Source organism: Longimicrobium sp. (assembly GCA_036377595.1).
In the GTDB taxonomy this organism is placed as follows: domain Bacteria; phylum Gemmatimonadota; class Gemmatimonadetes; order Longimicrobiales; family Longimicrobiaceae; genus Longimicrobium.
On record DASUYB010000015.1, the window covers coordinates 25,927 to 43,851 of the forward strand.

The 17,925-nt window shown below is 69.5% G+C and carries 16 protein-coding genes and 1 tRNA gene; 8 read left to right on the plus strand and 9 right to left on the minus strand.

Annotated features, from left to right (window positions below; all coding sequences use genetic code 11):
- Nucleotides 1–497 precede the first annotated feature (497 nt).
- Together VF092_02215 and VF092_02220 are read right to left on the minus strand one after the other, a co-directional pair.
- Nucleotides 498–1,442: a hypothetical protein gene (locus VF092_02215; protein ID HEX6746101.1), complete on the minus strand. Its 945-nt coding sequence runs from the start codon at nt 1,440–1,442 to the stop codon at nt 498–500.
- Between the two features lie 44 nt (nt 1,443–1,486).
- Entirely contained in the window at nt 1,487–3,478 is a 1,992-nt protein-coding gene (locus tag VF092_02220; protein HEX6746102.1) for a hypothetical protein, read from the minus strand.
- Between the two features lie 328 nt (nt 3,479–3,806).
- On the opposite strand from VF092_02220, the gene VF092_02225 reads away from it, so the two are divergent.
- The 4 genes from VF092_02225 (at nt 3,807) to VF092_02240 (ending at nt 6,155) form a co-directional block, all read left to right on the plus strand.
- A complete protein-coding gene (locus VF092_02225; GenBank protein ID HEX6746103.1) occupies nt 3,807–4,160 on the plus strand; it encodes a helix-turn-helix transcriptional regulator in 354 nt (117 codons plus the stop codon).
- A gap of 96 nt (nt 4,161–4,256) precedes the next feature.
- Nucleotides 4,257–5,267 (plus strand): hypothetical protein, encoded by a 1,011-nt coding sequence (locus VF092_02230; protein HEX6746104.1) that lies wholly within the window; start codon nt 4,257–4,259, stop codon nt 5,265–5,267.
- Nucleotides 5,268–5,481: 214 nt separating this feature from the next.
- On the plus strand, nt 5,482–5,784 hold the full coding sequence (locus VF092_02235; GenBank protein ID HEX6746105.1) for a type II toxin-antitoxin system HigB family toxin: 303 nt from the start codon (nt 5,482–5,484) through the stop codon (nt 5,782–5,784).
- On the plus strand, nt 5,784–6,155 hold the full coding sequence (locus VF092_02240; protein ID HEX6746106.1) for a transcriptional regulator: 372 nt from the start codon (nt 5,784–5,786) through the stop codon (nt 6,153–6,155). The genes VF092_02235 and VF092_02240 overlap by 1 nt, the downstream gene beginning before the upstream one ends.
- 79 nt (nt 6,156–6,234) lie before the next feature.
- Here VF092_02240 and VF092_02245 read toward each other — a convergent pair whose 3' ends face one another.
- Both VF092_02245 and VF092_02250 read right to left on the minus strand, forming a co-directional pair.
- Nucleotides 6,235–6,561 (minus strand): carboxypeptidase regulatory-like domain-containing protein, encoded by a 327-nt coding sequence (locus tag VF092_02245; protein HEX6746107.1) that lies wholly within the window; start codon nt 6,559–6,561, stop codon nt 6,235–6,237.
- A 61-nt stretch (nt 6,562–6,622) separates the two neighbouring features.
- On the minus strand, nt 6,623–7,177 hold the full coding sequence (locus tag VF092_02250) for a hypothetical protein (protein ID HEX6746108.1): 555 nt from the start codon (nt 7,175–7,177) through the stop codon (nt 6,623–6,625).
- A 196-nt stretch (nt 7,178–7,373) separates the two neighbouring features.
- Between VF092_02250 and VF092_02255 the strand changes: the two genes are divergently transcribed.
- Entirely contained in the window at nt 7,374–7,922 is a 549-nt protein-coding gene (locus tag VF092_02255; GenBank protein ID HEX6746109.1) for a hypothetical protein, read from the plus strand.
- Nucleotides 7,923–7,981: 59 nt separating this feature from the next.
- On the opposite strand, the gene VF092_02260 is transcribed toward VF092_02255, so the two are convergent.
- Nucleotides 7,982–8,064: transfer RNA gene (locus VF092_02260), tRNA-Ser, on the minus strand.
- A 123-nt stretch (nt 8,065–8,187) separates the two neighbouring features.
- Between VF092_02260 and VF092_02265 the strand changes: the two genes are divergently transcribed.
- From VF092_02265 to VF092_02275, 3 genes are all read left to right on the plus strand, one after another.
- Nucleotides 8,188–10,806 carry a hypothetical protein gene (locus tag VF092_02265; protein HEX6746110.1) on the plus strand — a complete coding sequence of 873 codons (2,619 nt, stop codon included), beginning with the start codon at nt 8,188–8,190 and terminating at the stop codon, nt 10,804–10,806.
- 196 nt (nt 10,807–11,002) lie between these two features.
- Nucleotides 11,003–12,535, plus strand: a complete 1,533-nt coding sequence (locus VF092_02270; protein HEX6746111.1) for a L,D-transpeptidase family protein — start codon at nt 11,003–11,005, stop codon at nt 12,533–12,535.
- A 307-nt stretch (nt 12,536–12,842) separates the two neighbouring features.
- Complete coding sequence (locus VF092_02275) at nt 12,843–14,288, plus strand: L,D-transpeptidase family protein (protein ID HEX6746112.1); 1,446 nt, start codon at nt 12,843–12,845, stop codon at nt 14,286–14,288.
- 269 nt (nt 14,289–14,557) lie between these two features.
- Here the strand turns inward: VF092_02275 and VF092_02280 are convergent, their stop codons facing one another.
- The 4 genes from VF092_02280 to VF092_02295 form a co-directional block, all read right to left on the minus strand.
- Entirely contained in the window at nt 14,558–15,082 is a 525-nt protein-coding gene (locus VF092_02280; GenBank protein ID HEX6746113.1) for a DinB family protein, read from the minus strand.
- A 93-nt stretch (nt 15,083–15,175) separates the two neighbouring features.
- Nucleotides 15,176–15,592, minus strand: a complete 417-nt coding sequence (locus tag VF092_02285) for a hypothetical protein (GenBank protein HEX6746114.1) — start codon at nt 15,590–15,592, stop codon at nt 15,176–15,178.
- A complete protein-coding gene (gene rsmI / locus VF092_02290) occupies nt 15,592–16,455 on the minus strand; it encodes a 16S rRNA (cytidine(1402)-2'-O)-methyltransferase (protein ID HEX6746115.1) in 864 nt (287 codons plus the stop codon). Before rsmI ends, VF092_02285 begins: the two co-directional genes overlap by 1 nt.
- A gap of 310 nt (nt 16,456–16,765) precedes the next feature.
- Entirely contained in the window at nt 16,766–17,746 is a 981-nt protein-coding gene (locus tag VF092_02295; GenBank protein HEX6746116.1) for a hypothetical protein, read from the minus strand.
- Between the last annotated feature and the right edge of the window lie 179 nt (nt 17,747–17,925).

A 17,925-nucleotide genomic window follows, 5' to 3' on the forward strand; every position in this document is an offset into this window, starting at 1 on the left:
GCCGGCGGTCGGTGCTGCGCTGATGTACGTCCCCGGGCGATGCGGGACAGGGTCTGTCGTTCCTGGCTGTGCGCTGATCGTGCGAAGCGCACGGAAGGGCGAGTCCCACCCGTGCGCGTAAGTGCCCCGGTCGCACGAACTTCCGGGGTGTGGCTCAGGCCGTGGAGGCCGCGCGGATCGCGGGTTCGCGGGATGAGCGGAAACGGAAGACGCAAACCATGGGCCTGCGACGGCAGCAGTTTGCCCCCTGATCATTCCAAACACATGGTGCACAGCCGCGCCAGGACGATGGAGTCCGCGACACCGGTGCACAAGGCTTCCACTGGCCTTCCTTGATCAGGCAACCAAGGCCATGATGGGTGACTCACGCGATTGAGGAGCCGGCAGAAAGGACGGCCGCAGAGTAACCCGGTGGCTCCCCTGCGGCCCGTTGCGGCTGCACTTCTGGCCAGTCACGAAGTTGCGAAGAACAGTTCACACGCGCGGCGAATTACTGCCTACGGACGGAAGAAGACCTTCAACCCGACGGCTCCCCGGCTCGTGAGGGTGACTCCGGGCTGGACCCCCGGGAAGCGGCGGAGGACGAGTGTGGCCGCGCCCGCTCCCTGCAGCGCACCGGCACGCGTGAGTAGCACGCCCACGAGGGCGGAGACTGTGCCGACGTCCCGGCCCAGGGAGACGCCCGCCGCCAGAGATTCGGAGCCTCCTGCGTCTACTGCGGTTTCCAGCGCCGCCACCCACCGCCGCTTGCGCATCAGCACTCCACCTCCGGCGGCTTGGTTGGTGTACACGACGGGGCCCAACCACACCGACGAGGAACTCATCGTCGACGTTTGCCAGTCCTGAATGCTACCCTCGAAGCCGACGATGTGGAGAATCGCGTTGATCCGGACCACCGTGAGCGAATCGTTCAGCCGCAGTCGCTGATCGGTTCGCGTAATGAACTCCCGGATTCGGCCCAACTCCCATTCCTGACGGGCCGCCAGGAACTCCTGATACAGCGACAGAAGACCGAGATGATTGTGCGTCTGCAAGGCGAAACGCATCTGCGCCACAGCCTGGGACATCCCAACACGCCGGGCGACTCTCTGGGACAGGATCTTGGCGTCCCCCGCCGCCGTCCGCACATCCTCCATGACCAGGCTTGTGTCACGGTCGGGTGCTGCGCCCGAATTCATCCATGTCAGCAGGTCGCGCAGGTTGTCATGAAGTCTCCCCAGTCCAGGACGGTTCGACACGGACGCCTCAAGACGCCTGAGACTGTCACGCTGCTCTTGCATCTGCCGGGCCTGCCGCGTCGAGTCATAGACGGCCACCGAGCGCACGCCCGCCAGCAGGTGACCGTACAACTGCGCCGCCTTTCCGAAATACGCGCTGTCGGTATCCTGTGCATGAATGCGAGCCGGGGCGGCAGCACACCCGAGACAGGCCAGGGTAGCCACGAGCAGCCACGTTTCAAGCGGCCCCACCATCACACGACTGTGAATCATTGATTACTCCCCGCTGAATCGCGTAGCTCGGTCAGCACTGCTCCCACCCGCCGCTGCAGGACGGTCCCAACGCTGTCGACGGTGTGCTTGTACGCGGCCACGTTGTTGCTAAGGGTTTCCACTCTCGCTCGGAGCTCCGGGTCGATGATCGTGTCCTCCGAGACAATGCGCACCGTGTCGTGCGCGGGTACCGTGTCGACAAGCACAATCGTGTTATTGGTCCGCTCAACGTTGTTCGTCGCCCGGAGCTGCTCGAGTTCTCGTAATCGCTCCAGGGATGTGTTCGTGTATCGATAGGTGTCGGTTCCCGTCACCGTGGCAGAGACGAAGCTGGGGAGGTGCCACTGCGCCAGCGTGAACGCGTCGAGCGGGTGGGCGGGATCGATGTCCTCCGGCTTGATGGGCTTTACCAGCGGGATGAGCATGAAGAGCAGCACGGCAAAGCCCAGCTGATAGGAATTGCGCCTAATCTGGCTGTCCTCACTCGCGGATCGGGGCAGCGCAGTGCTGGTGCTACCCGGACCGAACTCATAGAAAAATGCAACCAGAAGCAACGCAACGCTGGCGGTCACGATGAACAGGGCCCTGAACCGCACGGAGTTGTACAAACGGGCGAGATGATTGCGAGCGAACTTGGTCTTGATGTCGTAAATGTCTGACAGATAAAGCACCGATTGCACGCGGCGGTTGGCGTACCTCAACTGTGCGTCGGCAACCTGGCTTCCAGCCCCCACCTCTGTCCGTTCCGCCGTGGGCCCACGCTCGGCCGTGGCCGCGGTGCCGCTCGCAATCCCGGCTGCCGTCTTTGCGTTAGAGCGCTCGCCGGCGTCGGAACCCCGCCGGGCGAGCCGGTCCACGCTGTCGAGCGCCAGGCCCAACGGCGCGGCGTCTGGGTTCAACGCGGAGATCAACAACCCAAGCCTAGCCGTACTTGCGCTGTCGTGAGCTACGAGCCGTCTCCCCACGCCACGTTGCGCACCCACCGGCACCTCGAGCATGGCGCGCATTGAATCACGGTGCGCGCGGCTCTCGCGAACAAGCCGGGCGGCAAGCGAAAACGGCGTTTCAGCCGAACCGGGCCGCGGTGCTGTGGGGCGAGAGTCGTCCGAGGCGAGCCGGATCACCGCTACCTCGCGCAGCCAGTTCTCCCGCGCGTCGTCCAACTGGCGCCCGGCCCTGTGCACGACCGGGCTCAGCGCAAAACCCCCTTTGAAATCGCTCAATGTGCTCGGAGGGAACAACCACAGCCATAGGATCGCCGCCACGGGAGCAAGGAGCAGAGCGGGAAACGCATACCGAGGGCTCTGCTCGACAACTCTGTACACGCGGCGCGCACCTTTCCGCGCACGTTCGCCCAGCTTGCCGGTCGATGAGCCGGAACCACCGGGCGGAGGGGAACTATCGGGGACCATTGCGAGGCCGGGATCGGTCTGGGACGTATCGGAGTCGAGCGAAAGGTCGAGTAATCCGCCACCCGCGGCGCCGGAATCAGCGACCGTCGTCCCGTTGGCGGTGACGGAGTCGCCGCGAGTTGGCGCGGCTGCGTATGCGTCTGCGGCCCCTGCCGGACTCACGACCGTGAATACGTCCGAATCTCCGCTGTCGTCCGACTTGGGCTTCCAGTTCCGGAATAAGAACCAGAGGAACAGGACGTCGGCGATCAGCGCCACAACCACCCACCACGCTGGACCGAAGTAATAGATGCCTGACACCAGAACGGAGAGAAGACAGGAAAGCACTACAACTGCGCACCGCCGCCAGATGCCCATACGTAGGCCTTGAAGGGCGACGAAACCCAGTGGAAAGATGAAGTACACGGCGACGAACGAAGCAAACACCAAGGCAGCAAAGGCATAGCCTTGGCCGCGATCGAGCCTGGCGACATTCTGAAACAACCAAGGTACCAGCGTAGTGAACAGGGCCGGAAATCCAAGTACCAGGGACAGCGCTTGGGCCTTGCCCTCATCCGTGATTTGATCAGTCGTCATACCTCCGCTCCGGAAGAAAGGCCTTCAGGGGCGCAGAGCCGCGCTCCGCGCGAAGGCGGAACGGGGTGCGACCATGCCCCGGCGTGGCAGTGAGGTGAGGAGATGCTCAAGCAGGGCGAGAATTTTACCTGATCAAAGGGGGGAGAAACGGCGCTAGGCGGAACATGAAGATAAAGCTGGAAGTCGCTTTTCAGCACGCTAATTTCATCCCCCTGCTCCGTCAACCGTTTCCATTCACCCGCGGTTGTCAAGGCTTGTCCGGCTGCCTCCCTCGGCCCCTCCGTTCGGAGCCTTGATATCGTGTACCGTTTAGTACATACTACATGACATGGCAAGCCTGGGTGAGTTCCTGCGCGAGCGGCGCGAAGCGCTGCGGGAGAAGGACCGGCGGTACTCGCTGCGGCAGGTGGCGCAGCGTGTGGGCGTCGAGCCGTCGTTCCTGAGCAAGGTGGAGCGCGACGAGACGCCGCCGCCCAGCGAGGACACGCTCCGGCGCCTGGCCGCGGAGCTGGAGGTGGACGCCGACGTGGCGCTGGCGCTGGCGGGCAAGGTGTCGAGCGACCTGCAGGAGGTCATCCGCCGCCGGCCGCTCCTCTTCGCCGCGCTCCTTCGCGAGCTGAAGGACCTCCCCGACCACGCCGTTCTCCGCCTCGTCCGCGAGGTCCGAGACGGAGAGTGGTGAGTGCGAAAGTGCGTGAGTGCGGTGTCGAGGCGGGGATGCGGGAGCAACCGCCCGCTGTCCCCCTGTAACCTGTCCCCTGTCCCCTGTGAGGCCGAGATGATCGAGCTGCGCGACGACGTGCTGGCCTTCTCCTTCCCCGACGTGCACCCCGACGCGCGGGTGGAGATCGAGCTGCAGCGCACGCTCCGCATCCCCGACGACGGGCGCAACTACCCGCTGCCGCCGGGGCTGGGCCGCTTCCCGCTCCGCCACGTCGACGACTTCGCCGGGCGCGTCCCCGAAGACTGGCGGCGCCACGGCGGCGTGATGCTGCCCATGTACCAGGCCGAGGCGCTCTGGCTCAACTTCCGCTCGCCCACCGGCTACCCGTTCGCGGTGAAGATCGCGACGGGGAAGATCAACGCCGTCACCGGCGAGCAGTGGCGCGAGGGGCTGCACCGCGGGCCGCAGGACTACGTCACCGTCCCCGGGCAGCCGTGGCTCGACGGCTACTGCGTGGAGAAGGGATACATCCGCCAGTTCGTGGCCATGCCGCTGGGCGCCGGCTACACCGCCGAGGAGCAGGTCACGGGCGAAGCCGAGCACGGCGGGCTGCAGCTGGCCGTCTATCCGATGAAGCGCGAGGCGTGGGAGCGCATCCTGGCCGCGCGGCGGGAGATGCCGGTGCCGGCCGCGCCGAAGATGTTCGCCGCGGCGGCCGCGCCCGCGTCGATAGAGATGGGGCTGGGCGCGGGCGGGCGGATGAAGCAGGAGATCTACGACGACCGCTACAAGTTCGAGGACTGGGACCTGCGCACGAGCAGCCGCTGCTTCGCGCACATCGCCAACTCGCTGGTGTGGCGTTCCGTCACCGGCCAGCAGCCGCCCACGGTGCCGCCCACCTCGGCCGAGTACACGCGCGCCGGGCTGCCGTGGTTCGACTACTACGCCGAGGACCGCACGGCGGTGGAGGGGTCGGGCACGCTCGCGCGGCTCAAGAGCATCTTCCAGCTGGGCAAGGAGAAGGGCGACGTCCCCCTCCCCGAGAACGAGCCGGTCGACACCGCCAACGTAATCGCCCTGAAGGAGAAGCCCTCCCCCGCGACGGTGCGCGAGGGCGTGTTCTGACGCTCACCTTTATGATCTAATTTGCTCTCACAGAGGGCACGGAGGTCACGGAGAACAGTAACGAACTCCTCCGTGACCTCTGTGTCCTCTGTGAGAGCCTTCTTTGGTGAGATCTGGTACGAGTTGAAGATTCGCCCGGCGCGCGAACGGCGTGCCCAAGCGATTCATCTTGGCGCGACTTGTTCCCACAGCGGGAGCACCCTAGATTTAGAGCATGCGGATCATCTCAAGGAGAACCCTTCGCGAGTTCTGGGAGACGCATCCGCGTGGCGCAGAAGCCAAGGTGCCTCTCCAGGTCTGGCACAGTACTGTTGAAGAAAAAGACTGGGCGACCCCGGCCGACGTGAAAGCGACCTACGGGGATGCGAGCATCATCGCCGGGAATCGAGTTGTCTTCAACATCGGCGGGAACAAGTTCCGGCTCGTAGTGAGGATCAATTACCCTTATCGCGTCGTCTACGTGCGGTTTGTGGGGACGCACGAGGAGTATGACGACATCGACGCGGAGACGATCTGATGCAGATGACGATTCGGCCCATCCACACGGAAGCGGATTATGATGCTGCTCTGGCCGAAGTGGATACGCTGATGGATGCGGTCCCGGGGACCCTGGAAGGCGATCGGCTGGATGTTCTCGTCACGCTCATCCAGGCATACGAGGCGCGGCATTGGGCCATTGACGCACCTGATCCGATCGAGGCGATTCGCGTGCGGATGGAACAGAAGCATCTCCGGCCACGCGACCTCGAAGCGATGATTGGGTCACGCGGCAGAGTATCAGAGGTGCTGTCAAGAAAGCGGGCGCTTACGCTGCCGATGATCCGCCGCCTGTCGAAAGGTCTCGACTTGAGCGCCGAGATCCTCATCCAGGAGATCCGGACCGAGTAGCAGGCAGCCAGGCGAGAACGCCTGAAGATTCGCCCCGGCACGACGGCGTGCCGGGGCGAATTCACGATCGCGGTGATCCCTACGAGCGCGTGGTGTCGGCGCGGAGGACGAGGACGTTGCTGGTGGGCGCCGTGTTGCGCCGCAGGAACTTGCGGACCGACGTGAATCCCGCCGCGTCCACCCGCACGTGCGTGCCCAGCGCGAACCAGCTGTCGAAGTACATGATGTCGAACTGGCCGGCGCTGTCCGTCTGCACCGTCTCCTGCGTCGCCGGGGTCGACACCGTCGCGTACGGGACGGGGTTCCCCATCGGGTCGACGACGCGCCCGCGCACGTGCATGAACCCCTCGCACGCGGCGATCAGCACGAACGCGGAGCAGATGGCGAGAACACGGATGCGGCGCATGGTCGGCCTCGCGATTCAGGGGGAGCGCGGGATGCGGATCGCGTCCTTGAGAACGCGCTATTCAGCTGCTTTCGGACTGTTCCGCCGATCCGGTCAGCTTCGCGACCACGTCATCGATCTCCCCGTTCCCTTCCAGCACGAACACCACGCCGGGGGTGGGGATGACGTCGGTGAGCGGCGTGCCGGGCGCGAAGCCGTCGGGCAGCGTGTACAGCCCCTCGTGGTCGGTGCCGAGCTCCAGCTCGTCCGCGGAGCCGAGCATCCCCTCCGACACCTCGCCGCGCAGCTTGCCGCGCTTGATCTTGCGCCCGTCCGGCAGCGTGACGCCGCCGCGGATGAGAGGGTACGATGCGCCCGCCTGCACGTTGTCAGCGCCGGTGACGATCTGCAGGCGCTGCTCGGTGCCGTCGTCCACGCTGCAGACCTTGAGGCGGTCGGCGTTGGGATGCTGCGTCACGCTCTCCACGCGCGCCACCACGACCGGCCGCAGCATCTCCGACAGCGGCACCGCGCGGGTGACGCGGAAGCCGCGCTCCTCCAGCAGCTTCGCCACGTCGTCGGGGCTCTCGGGGAGTGAGGGGATGCGGGCGCGCAGCGAATTCAGACCGACGTTCACGAAAGCGGTTCTCCGTCCCGGGTTCCAAATCTCGAAAGTGTGATGGCGGATGATAACGCCTCCCCGCCGCTCCCGCTCGCCCTCGTCCCCATCTGCTCGAAGAATCTTGCGAATCGCAGCCTGAGACACGCTTCGTTGATCGAATTCGCTCGATCACTTTCAATCCATCTCGACGATGAAAGCGATGTCGATGACGATGAGATTTCCCCTCGTAACACTCGCTATCGTCCTGTTCGCCGGATGCGACAAGCCGCGGGCGCCCGAGGAGAAGGATGCCGCGCCGCCACCCGCCGCCGCGCCTTCATCGCCAGCCAATCAAGCGGTCCGCGACACGGCTCCCGCGGCGACCGACACTTCCGCCCCCGCGCTGGACAGTGCCGTCTTCGCGGTCGCGGACAGCGTGGTGGAGCAGACGGTCGCGGTGCGCTGGCGGAAGGAGGACGAGATCGATTACCGCTTCGTCGTGCGCAACAAGCAGAGCGGGAAGACGCGGGAGATGGCCGGACGGGCCGCGGCCAACCTCGACGTCGATCCCGAGATGGACGAGGACGAGGAAGGAACGGCCTACTCCGCGAACGAGTTCGTCCACGAGGCCGGAGACTGCTGGTTCTCGGTCCGCATCGACATGGACAGCACCCCGCCCGAGCGGGTCCGCACCATCGCCTCGTCCGAATGCGGCGCGGAGCCGGACCTGCCGCTGGTTTCCGTCGGCGTGATGAGACGAAGAGCCGCGGCTCCGAGGTGAAGCACGGGAAACGAGAAAGGCCCCGCCACGCGCGGAGCCTTTCTCGCATCACTTCACAGCGGAGGGAGTGGGATTCGAACCCACGAGCCTTGCGGCCGCCGGTTTTCAAGACCGGTGCATTCAACCACTCTGCCATCCCTCCAGGGCGCGGGAAATATATAGATTCTCCTCGCCGCGCCCAACCCCGCGCGTTGCATCCCGCGCCGATTTCGGGTAAACTTTTGTCGTCTGACGCACGCTTCTCATCTCCATCCGCATTTCTCGCATGACAATACCGCCCGCCCGTATCACCCCGCGCTCGCCGCATTCCCGTCCCCGCCGCGCGATTGCCCGCGCCGCACTTGCGCTGCTCGCCGCCGCGCTGGCCGCGTGCGCCGACCGCACGCCCATGGACCCCGGCGGACAGGCGCCCGGCGAGGTGTCGCGCACGCGGATCGATTGCACGGTGCAGGTCCGCGAGGCGCGCATGAGCTGCGGCGTGGCGGCGCCCGGCGGCCCGTCGCGCAACCTGATCCTGGGCGGGCAGGAGACCTATCTCCGCCTGGCCAGCAGCGGCACCCGCTACGACGGCGAATCGCTGCTGGAAAGCACGGTGACCGTGCAGAACCTGCTGGACCAGGAGATGGGGACGCCGGACGGCGCCACCGTCTACGGCGTGAAGGTCTTCTTCCAGAACGGGCCGAACGTCACCTCCGGCACGGGAAGCGTGCAGGTGGCCAACCCCGACGGGGTGGAGACCTTCCTGGCCACCAACCAGCCGTACTTCCACTACGCCGAGATCCTGGCGCCGCGCGGCACCAGCCAGCCGCGCCTGTGGCAGTTCGAGGTGCCGCCCACCGTCCAGACCTTCTCATTCACCCTGCTGGTGGAGACGCGGCTGCGCGCCGAGCAGGGGATCCTGCGCTGGCAGCGGGTGCACGGCCGCTCCAGCGGCTTCATCCGGCTGTACGACGTGGGCGGGACGTCGGCTCGCAACGTGTTCGCGGTGGGCGCGGCGGGCACCGTGCTGCACTACGACGGCGCCAGCTGGGCCAGCATGCCGCGCGTCACCGACCGCCACCTGATCTCCGTCTGGGCCGCCGACGCGCGCCACGTCTTCGCCGTGGGCGAGGGCGGCGTGGTGGCCGGATACGACGGGAACCGCTGGAGCGTGCGCGTCCCCGAGGCCGCCGGCCGCACCCTGTGGAACGTGGGGAGCGGCTCGCCCGACAGCGTGTTCGCCGTGGGATGGCAGGCGAACGCCACCACCGGCCTGGACGACGCGCTGGTGATGCGCTCCACCGACGGCGGCACGGCGTGGACGGTCCAGCCGCTCACCGACACCGTGGCCTCGCGGCTCTACGCCGTGCACGGCATCTCGCCCGGCGAGGCGTACGCGGCCGGGTACCGCTTCAACCGCGCGCTGGGGCGCTACGAGGCGGTGGTGCAGCACACGACCGACGGGGGAACGAGCTGGGCGCGGACGATCCTTCCGCATCCCGAGGCCCGGATCCTCGCCGCCGCGTGGGCTGTCGGTCCCGCGGAGGTGTTCGTCGCCGGCTACCAGGTGAACCCGGCGTCGCTGCTGACCGAGGGCGTGGTCCTGCGCTCCACCGACGGCGGCGCCACCTGGCAGCCCACGGTGGTGCCGCACCCGGCCAACCGCTGGATCGAGGCGATGTGGGGCACCTCGGGGACGGACCTGTACGCCGCGGGCGAGCAGGACAACCCCGTCACCGGCGCCCGCGAGGGCGTCGTCCTCCACTCGGCCGACCACGGCGCCAGCTGGCAGCCCATCCAGGGCACGTTCTCCGGGGCGATCGTGGGCCTGTGGGGAAGCTCGGCCACGGACGTGTACGCGCCGTCGGGGGTGCAGCTGCTGCGCTACGACGGGACGGAGTGGAGCGAGACGGACGTGGACGGGAGCGCCGCGGAGATCCTGGTGCAGTCGTGGAGCCCGGACGGCACGCGGGTGATCGCCGTCGGCCGGAAGCTGAACCCGGCGCGGGGGTGGGACGAGGGGGTGATCGCCCGCTCGGACGACGCGGGCGCCACCTGGAGCATCACCCTCGTCCCCGGCAGCAAGGGCGTGCACCTGCGCGGCGTGTGGGGCGCCACGGACTCCAGCATCTTCGTGGTGGGCGAGGACGGGGGACTGGGGGTGATGCTGCACTCCGCCGACGCCGGAGCCACGTGGACGAACGTGACGCCGCCATACGCGTACGACCGGCAGTACTACGCCGTCTGGGGAAGCTCGCCGGACCGGCTGATCGCCGTCGGCGACCAGTACAACCCCGGCTCGGGGCGGTACGAGGCGTTCTTCCTCCGCTCCGCCGACGGCGGGGCCACCTGGACCGCGGCGGCCTCGGCCGCGGGCGGGTTCAACCGCTTCGCCTACTCGGTGTGGGGCGTCTCGGCCACGGTGCTGTACGCCGCCGGAGCGCAGTACGACTTCAACACGACGAAGATCGACGGCGTGCTCTACCGCTCCGCCGACGGCGGGGCCACGTGGATCGCGCAGCCCACGGGCACCGCGGTGAGCGAGCACCTGGAGTCGATCTGGGGCGACGCCACGGCGGGCGTCTTCGCCGCGGGGTACCGGGTCGACGCGGCGACCGGCCGCCACCTTGGCGTGATCCTCCACTCGCCCGACGGCGCCGCGTGGAGCACCGTCCGCACCACCTCGGCGGGGCGCAACGACTTCAGCTTCAACGGGATCTGGGGCGCGGGCACGGGCCACGTCTACGCCGTCGGCAGCCTGGGGACGATCGTCCGCCACGACGGGAGCGGGTGGATGGAGATCACCAGCGGCAGCCGCGACGAGCTGCTGGGGATCTCCGGCACCTCGTCGCGCAGCGCCTGGGCGGTGGGCCAGCACGGGACGGTGCTGCACGGGGTGAGATAGCGCCTCCCCAACCCTCGATTCACCCGCGGACCGGCCCCGGAGAGAGGCCGGTCCGCGCGGCATCGGTCCCTCGCGCGCGGGGCGGTCCCCCACGACACCGTTGCCCCGGCGGCGGGGGATGCTATCTTTCCGCCCTGCAGGACCCACCCCCGCCGTGCCCGCGGCAGTCCCATCAGACGCTTCCGCTGAACGCAAGATGATCGTCCCCTCACGTGCCGCACTTCCGGCGCTGACGCTGGCGTGTATCCTGGCCCTCGCCTGCGCGCCCGCGCGGACGCAGGCGCAGGCACCCGACCCCGACCGCGGCGCGACCGGCTCGTCCGGACTGCTGCAGCTTCCCGCGAACCGCGCCCGTCCGCCCGCGTCGCGCGTGGGCGCGGACGGGCGGCCGATCGCCCGGCCCACCCCGCTGGTGCGCCGCACGGCCGTCGCGCCGGCGCTGAACCCCGTCACCGCGCTCGACGAGACGGCGCAGAAGCCGAACGGCGAGACGGTGGCCCAGATCACCCCCGACGCGGTGAACGGCGGCCGCCAGCTCTTTCCCGTGGGCCGCGGGCTGCGCGGGCCGTCGGTGCTGCGCGTGCAGGTGCTGCTGGACCGCGCGCTCTTCTCCCCCGCCATGATCGACGGGAGCTGGGGGAAGAACTCCTCCGTCTCCGTCTACTGGTTCCAGGCGCGCGAGGGGCTGCCGGCCACGGGCGTGGTCGACAGCGTCACCTACGCGCGGCTGGAGCAGGCCGCCGGCCGTCCCCGCGAGTTCGTCGTCCGCCACGTGCTGACGGCCGACGAGGTGCGCGGGCCGTTCAATGCGCTCCCCGGCAACATCTACGAGCAGGCGAAGCTCAACTGCCTGTGCTACGAGTCGCTCACCGAGAAGCTGACCGAGCTCTTCCACGCCCGGGCCGAGCTTCTCCAGCAGCTGAACCGCGGCGTGGCCATCAACCGGCTGAAGGCGGGCGACGCCATCTGGGTGCCTAACGTGCGCGACGCGGCGGCGGCGCCGGCGGGGGTCGTCTCCACGCTCGTGGTCTCCGGCGCCGACCACTACCTGCAGGCGCTGGATGCCAGCGGGCGCATCCTCTACCACTTCCCCACCACGCTGGGCTCGTCGTACGACCCGTCGCCCGAGGGAAGCTTCCACGTGCTGCAGGTGACGGAGAACCCGTGGTGGCACTACCAGCCCGCCATCCTGCACCACGGCAACGAGGACGCGCCCGACGCGCAGATCCCGCCGGGGCCGAACAGCGCGGTGGGGAAGGTGTGGATGACGCTCTCCGCCGGGCACTACGGCATCCACGGCACCAAGAGCCCGGAGACGATCGGGTACGCGGTGTCGGCCGGGTGCGTGCGGCTGACGAACTGGGACGCGCTGTACCTGGGCCGCCGCATCACGCCGGGAACGCCGGTGGTGTTCCGCGGCACCCGCACGCGCGCGCAGCAGCCCGCCACCGCCGCCCGTCCCGGCGCGCCGACGCCCGCGCGTCCGCCGCTGGCCGGCGTGCGCGTGGACAGCGCCCGCCGCGCCGCGGCCGCCGCGGACTCCGCGCGCCGCGACTCGTCGCGCAGCGCGCCGCCGCCGGTCCAGGCCGCGCCCGCGCAGCCGCAGCCGACGGTGCCCGCCCCGACGCAGCCGGCGGCGCCGCCCGCCGCCGCGCCGCAGCCCGCCGCTCCGGTGCCGGCGCCCACTCCGCCGCCGCCCGCCCCGACGGACAGCGCGGCCAGGCCGTAGGCGCGGCTCACGGACAGCGGACGACGAAGCGGCTCCCGAGCGATCGGGGGCCGCTTCTCGTTTGCCGTTGATGGGGGATATTCGAGGTATGCGAGTGAACTCGCGGCTACAACTATACGCAGTCCGCCTCCGCGGACTTCGATCCGCGGAGACGACGGTTCGTTCAGAGCCCATCCGTCCGAAAACGCACCGCCCATCCTATCCCCCCTGATCTCCCCGATCCGTCCGTTCCTGATCCTCCGGCCCGAAACCTGCCTTTGTGGCGCGCTCGCACAGGGTTAGCTCAAACAGGCGAAGGCGTGAACAGATGAGAATGATCGCTTGCGCGGCCATCGCGGGGCTCCTGCTGGCCGCGGGATGCAGGGGAGACGACGGGAAGGACGACGAGAAGCAGGCGCCGCCCGAGCGTGGCGTGGCGCAGGCGGCCGCCCCGCGCGGCGCGGACCTGCAGTACGCCGACGACCCCGGGCTGACGCCGCAGCAGATCGAGCAGGGACGCTTCGCGACGGACTGGACGGAGGTGGTGAAGCTCGACACCACCGGCTCCGGCGCGCCCGTCCGCAATCCCGAGCGGTGGGAGCAGATCACCGCCGAGCGGGTGAACGACGGGCCCATGTTCCTCCCGCTCTCGGGAAGCGTGTCCGGGCCGTCGGTGGTGCGCGTGCAGATCCTGCTGGACCGCGCGCTCTTCTCGCCCGGCGAGATGGACGGACACTACGGGAAGAACACCGCCAAGGCCGTGTTCTTCTTCCAGCAGAAGAACGGGCTGCGGCCCACCGCTCGCGTCGACAGCGCCACCTTCCAGGCGCTGGCCCGCGCCGCCGGCTCGCCGCAAGAGCTCGTCGTCCAGCACCGGCTGACGGCCGACGACGTGAAGGGGCCGTTCATCACCATCCCCGAGAACGTGCAGGCCCAGGCCCAGCTCCCCTGCTCGTGCTACAACTCCCTCTCCGAGAAGCTGGGGGAGATGTTCCACGCCAGCCCGGAGCTGCTGAAGCGGCTGAACCCGAACGTGAGCCTCGACAGCCTGCAGGCCGGGCAGACGATCAACGCGCCGCTGGTGCGCGACACGAACACCCGCGGCGGGCAGGTGGCGGAGATCGTCGTCTCCGGCCGCGGGAGCTACGTGCAGGCGCTGGACGCGCAGGGGCGGATCCTCTACCACTTCCCGTCGACGCTGGGGTCGACGTACGACCCGTCGCCCAGCGGCCAGTTCCGGGTGACGCACGTGGAGCAGAACCCCAAGTGGCACTACCAGCCGGAGCTGCTGGCCACCGCGCCCGACACCGCGCACGAGGCCATGGTCCCCGGCGGCCCCAACAACCGCGTGGGCGCGGTGTGGATGGCGCTGTCGGCGCCGCACTATGGCATCCACGGCACCAACAAGCCGGAGACCATCGGCTACGCCACCTCGTCCGGGTGCGTGCGGCTGACCAACTGGGACGCGCAGTTCCTCTCGCGCCGCATCCGCGAAGGAACGCCCGTGCACTTCCGCGACATCCAGGGGCGCACCGGCGGCCAGTCGTTCGGCGACCAGGGCGTGGCGGGCGGCGCCTCGCGCTCGAGCGCGGGCCAGGGCGCAAAGGTGGACAGCGCCGCCTCGGCCGCGTCGGAGGAGCCGAGGGCGGGCGCCCGCGGCACGCCGGGCACTTCGCGCTCGGGCCGCCGCTCCGGCTCGGACACCAGCACCGGCACGCGCCGCTCCGGCGGTGGTGACACGACGAAGAGCAGCCGCGGCGCCGCGCGTCCGTAAGGCAACGGCAAAGAAAGTCTCACGCAGAGTCAGCAGAGTCAGCAGAGAACTGCAGTTCAATCTGCTGACTCTGCTGACTCTGCTGACTCTGAGTGAGACCTTTCAGTTTTCCGGCCCGCCCGCCACGCGATTGCGTCCCGCGCGCTTGGCCATTGATGGGTGGGGGCGAGACGCGTCATTGAACCTGGGAGATGAACGAACCGGGGAGATGAACCATACGGGTTTGAAGCGGCCGTCCGCGCGGGGATGCGCAGACGGCCGTTTCGCGATCAGCCGCCGCCGAAGGGCTCGTCGGCCGAGGGGCCATAGAGGCCGGGGACGGGGATGCCGAGCAGGCGCAGGTACACGGTCAGCTGGCCGCGGTGGTGGATCGGGTGGCTGATCCCCATCAGCCGCAGCGCGGCCGCGCGCGGCATGCTCAGGAAGGTCTGGCCGCGGGCCTTCAGCGACCAGGTCTGCCCCCACGCCTGGGCCGGCGCGGCGTTCACCGCCTCGACCAGCGCGGCGGAGGCCTGGTCGAAGGTGCTCAGCAGCTCCTCGCGGTTCGGCGGCGGAGCCGGCAGCCCGCCCTGCCCCACGTTGAACTCGTCCCGCGTCACCACCGATTGGGCGAGCCAAGGCAGCTGCGCCAGGTGCCCGGCCAGCGCGCCCAGCGACATCGACTTCTCGTGCGGCTTCCAGTGCCAGTGCTCGTCGGGGACGCGCGCCAGCACCTTGCGCGTGTTGGCCAGCTCGTTCTCCAGGTCGCCGAAGGCGGCGGGGCGCGCGGAGGGCGCGGCGGCGGTGTCGGTCATCGGCTGATCGCGGCTGCGGGTGATCGGTAAGAAGACTGCGCTCGCCGAGCATCGTCGCACGCGCGCGTGGCCGCGTCAAGCCGCGCGGCAGACTCAGCCCGTCCGCGCCTCCGTCATCTCACGGTGATACTGGAAGGTGCCGCGGATGCCGGCGACGAACGCCACGCCGAGCAGCATCGCCGGGCCGACGCCGGCGGCCACCTCGCGGGTGTGGTAGGCCACCCACAGCTCGACGACGACGTACGCCAGCAGCAGCACGGCGCACACGCGGCTGCGGCGGTACAGCCCGTAGGACAGCAGCAGAATGAGCGTGGGATCGAGGAGCCAGAGCAGCTCTTCGCCGTCGGAGAAGCGCGAAAGCCAGAGCGCGGAGATCAGCCGCACGCCCGCCCACAGCGCGGCGACGGTCCACGCCACGTCGATCATCCGGTCCGCGCGGTCCAGTCGCGCCGCCAGCCATCCCGGCCGGGCGTCGTTGGGGGGACGCCGCAGGCGCGAGAAGAGCTCCATCACCCTTCCCCCGACGCTTCCTGGGCGATGCGGTACGCGTCGTTGCGCGCAATCCCCAGCCGGCGGCGCAGCTCCTTCGCCACGGCGCTGGGCGGCTGCCCCTTCGCCAAGAGCGCCTCGGCGATGGAGCGCGCCGCGAGCGCGTCGACCTCGCCCTCCGCCTGCTCGTCCCTCGCCCTCCCCTCGACGACGACGACGATCTCGCCCAGCACCTCGCCGGCGGCGAAGTGGCGCGCGGCGTCGGCCAGCGTGCCGCGGAAGAACTCCTCGTGCAGCTTGGTCAGCTCCCGCGCCACGGCGACCCGCCGCGACGGGCCGCACGCCTCCGCCAGGTCCTCCAGCAGCCTGGCGACGCGATTGGGGGATTCGTAGAGCACCGCCGCGCGCGGGCTCGCGGCCACCTCCTCCAGCAGCTCCGCGCGCTCCGGCCCCTTGCGCGGGGGGAAGCCGAGGAAGGTGAACGTCTCCGCCTCGATTCCCGACGCGACCAGCGCCGCCAGCAGCGCCGACGCGCCGGGGATGGGGATCACGGCGAAGCCCGCGTCCACCACCTCGCGCACGATGCGCGCGCCGGGGTCGGAGAGGAGCGGCGTCCCCGCGTCGCTCACCAGCGCGACCCTCTTCCCCTCGCGCAGCATGGCGACGACGGCGCCGGCGCGCGCGGCCTCGTTGTGCTCGTGCGCGGAGAGCAGGCGCGTGTGGATGTCGAGGTGGCGCAGGAGGATGGAGGTGCGGCGCGTGTCCTCGGCCAGCACCACGTCCGCGCGCCGCAGCACCTCGGCCGCGCGCGCGGTGATGTCGCCCAGGTTGCCGATCGGCGTGCTCACCACGTACAGCCCCGGCCCCATCTCCGCTCCGCTCACATCCTCTCCCGGTCCCCAGATCCACATCCTCGCGCGACGGAATCGGCGCTGCGCGGCCGAGGCCCCTCATCCCCCCGACCCCCTTCTCCCGAACTGCAGGAGAAGGGGGAGAAAAGACATTCCCTGCACGGTTGCAGGCTCGAAGCGCGAATGCCCGCCTCGCAGTCCCGAAGGGACTTTGTGCCGTTGTTGCCGTGAATTCATTCGCCCGGCCAGACCGCCCGGCAAGCGCCGCCAGCCGGCGTGCAGGGCGCGCGCCAGCGGTCGGGAAGCCTCGGTTGTCGGGGAAAGGAGGATGGGGCGCGGGCGGTCAGAGCGCCAGCGCCCAGGGGAGGCGGGCGAAGAAGCCGTGCTCGGCCAGCACGAAGCGGCTGTCGCGGGCGGTGCGCTCCACGATGGCCGCGGGGTCCACGCCGTGGTGGTCGGAGGCGTTGATCAGCACCTCGGTGACCCACGCCGCCACGCCGTCGGTCAGCCCCTGCGGCGTGTCGACCGGGTCGCCGGAGATGCGCCCCTCGTCGGTCACCTTGAACGCGCCCACGCTCGCGTGGTGCTCCGCCGCGACGCGCTGCGCCCGGCGCACGATCCCCATCGCCGTCTCGCGGCCGGTGGACTGCGACAGGTCGCGCATCACCCCGCCGATGATGCGGCGGTAAAGGTCCACGAAGCCGGGGCCCGCCTGCACCGGCATCTCCTCGAACGCGGGATAGAGCGCGCACCGCAGCCCCGGCCCCGCGGACGCGAACACCGAGCGCATGAAGTCCGCCGCGGGCACCGCCGGGTCGCGGTCGCTGAACCACCCCGCGCGGTAGGCGCCGTCCTCCATCCGCACGTAGTGGAAGCGGCAGGCGTCCCACAGCTCCAGCACCCCGGTGAAGCGCCGCTCGCGCAGGTACGGGAAGAGGAGCTCGGGGCGGCAGGCGTCGGGCGAGCCGTCCATCTCCGCCGGCTCCTGCAGCAGGGTGGCCAGCATGGCCTGCAACTGCCCGTCGGAGGCGCCGAAGTAGCCGATCTGCCCCGCCTCGCCGCGCTCGATCTCCGTTCCCACGATGCGCAGCACCTCGCTGAGCGCCGCGGGGCCGCGCGAGCCGGGCTGCAGCCGCGCGGAGTTGAACGGCTCGCCGTTGCGCATGAACACCAGGAAGCAGCGTTCGCCCAGCTGGATCGACACGAACCCCGACACGCGCCCGGCGCGGTCGCGCTTGCCGTCGCTCAAAATGCCGGGAAGGTTGACGTACGAGAGCTTGGTGCGCGGGAGGAACGCGGTCTCGTGCGGGAACTGGTAGGTCATGCCGTGGGGTGGACGGGGCGCGTGGACCGGCTGCAAATCGGTGCGGAAGAGTACAGGAAGCGTGCCCCTACGCAAGTGTTTGCCGCGCAAGGCGAACGCACGCGCGGGCTTGCGGCGGGCGCGGCAGACGGCAAGGCACCCGGCAAAATGCGGCGGGCCGGGGATGCCTCCCCGGCCCG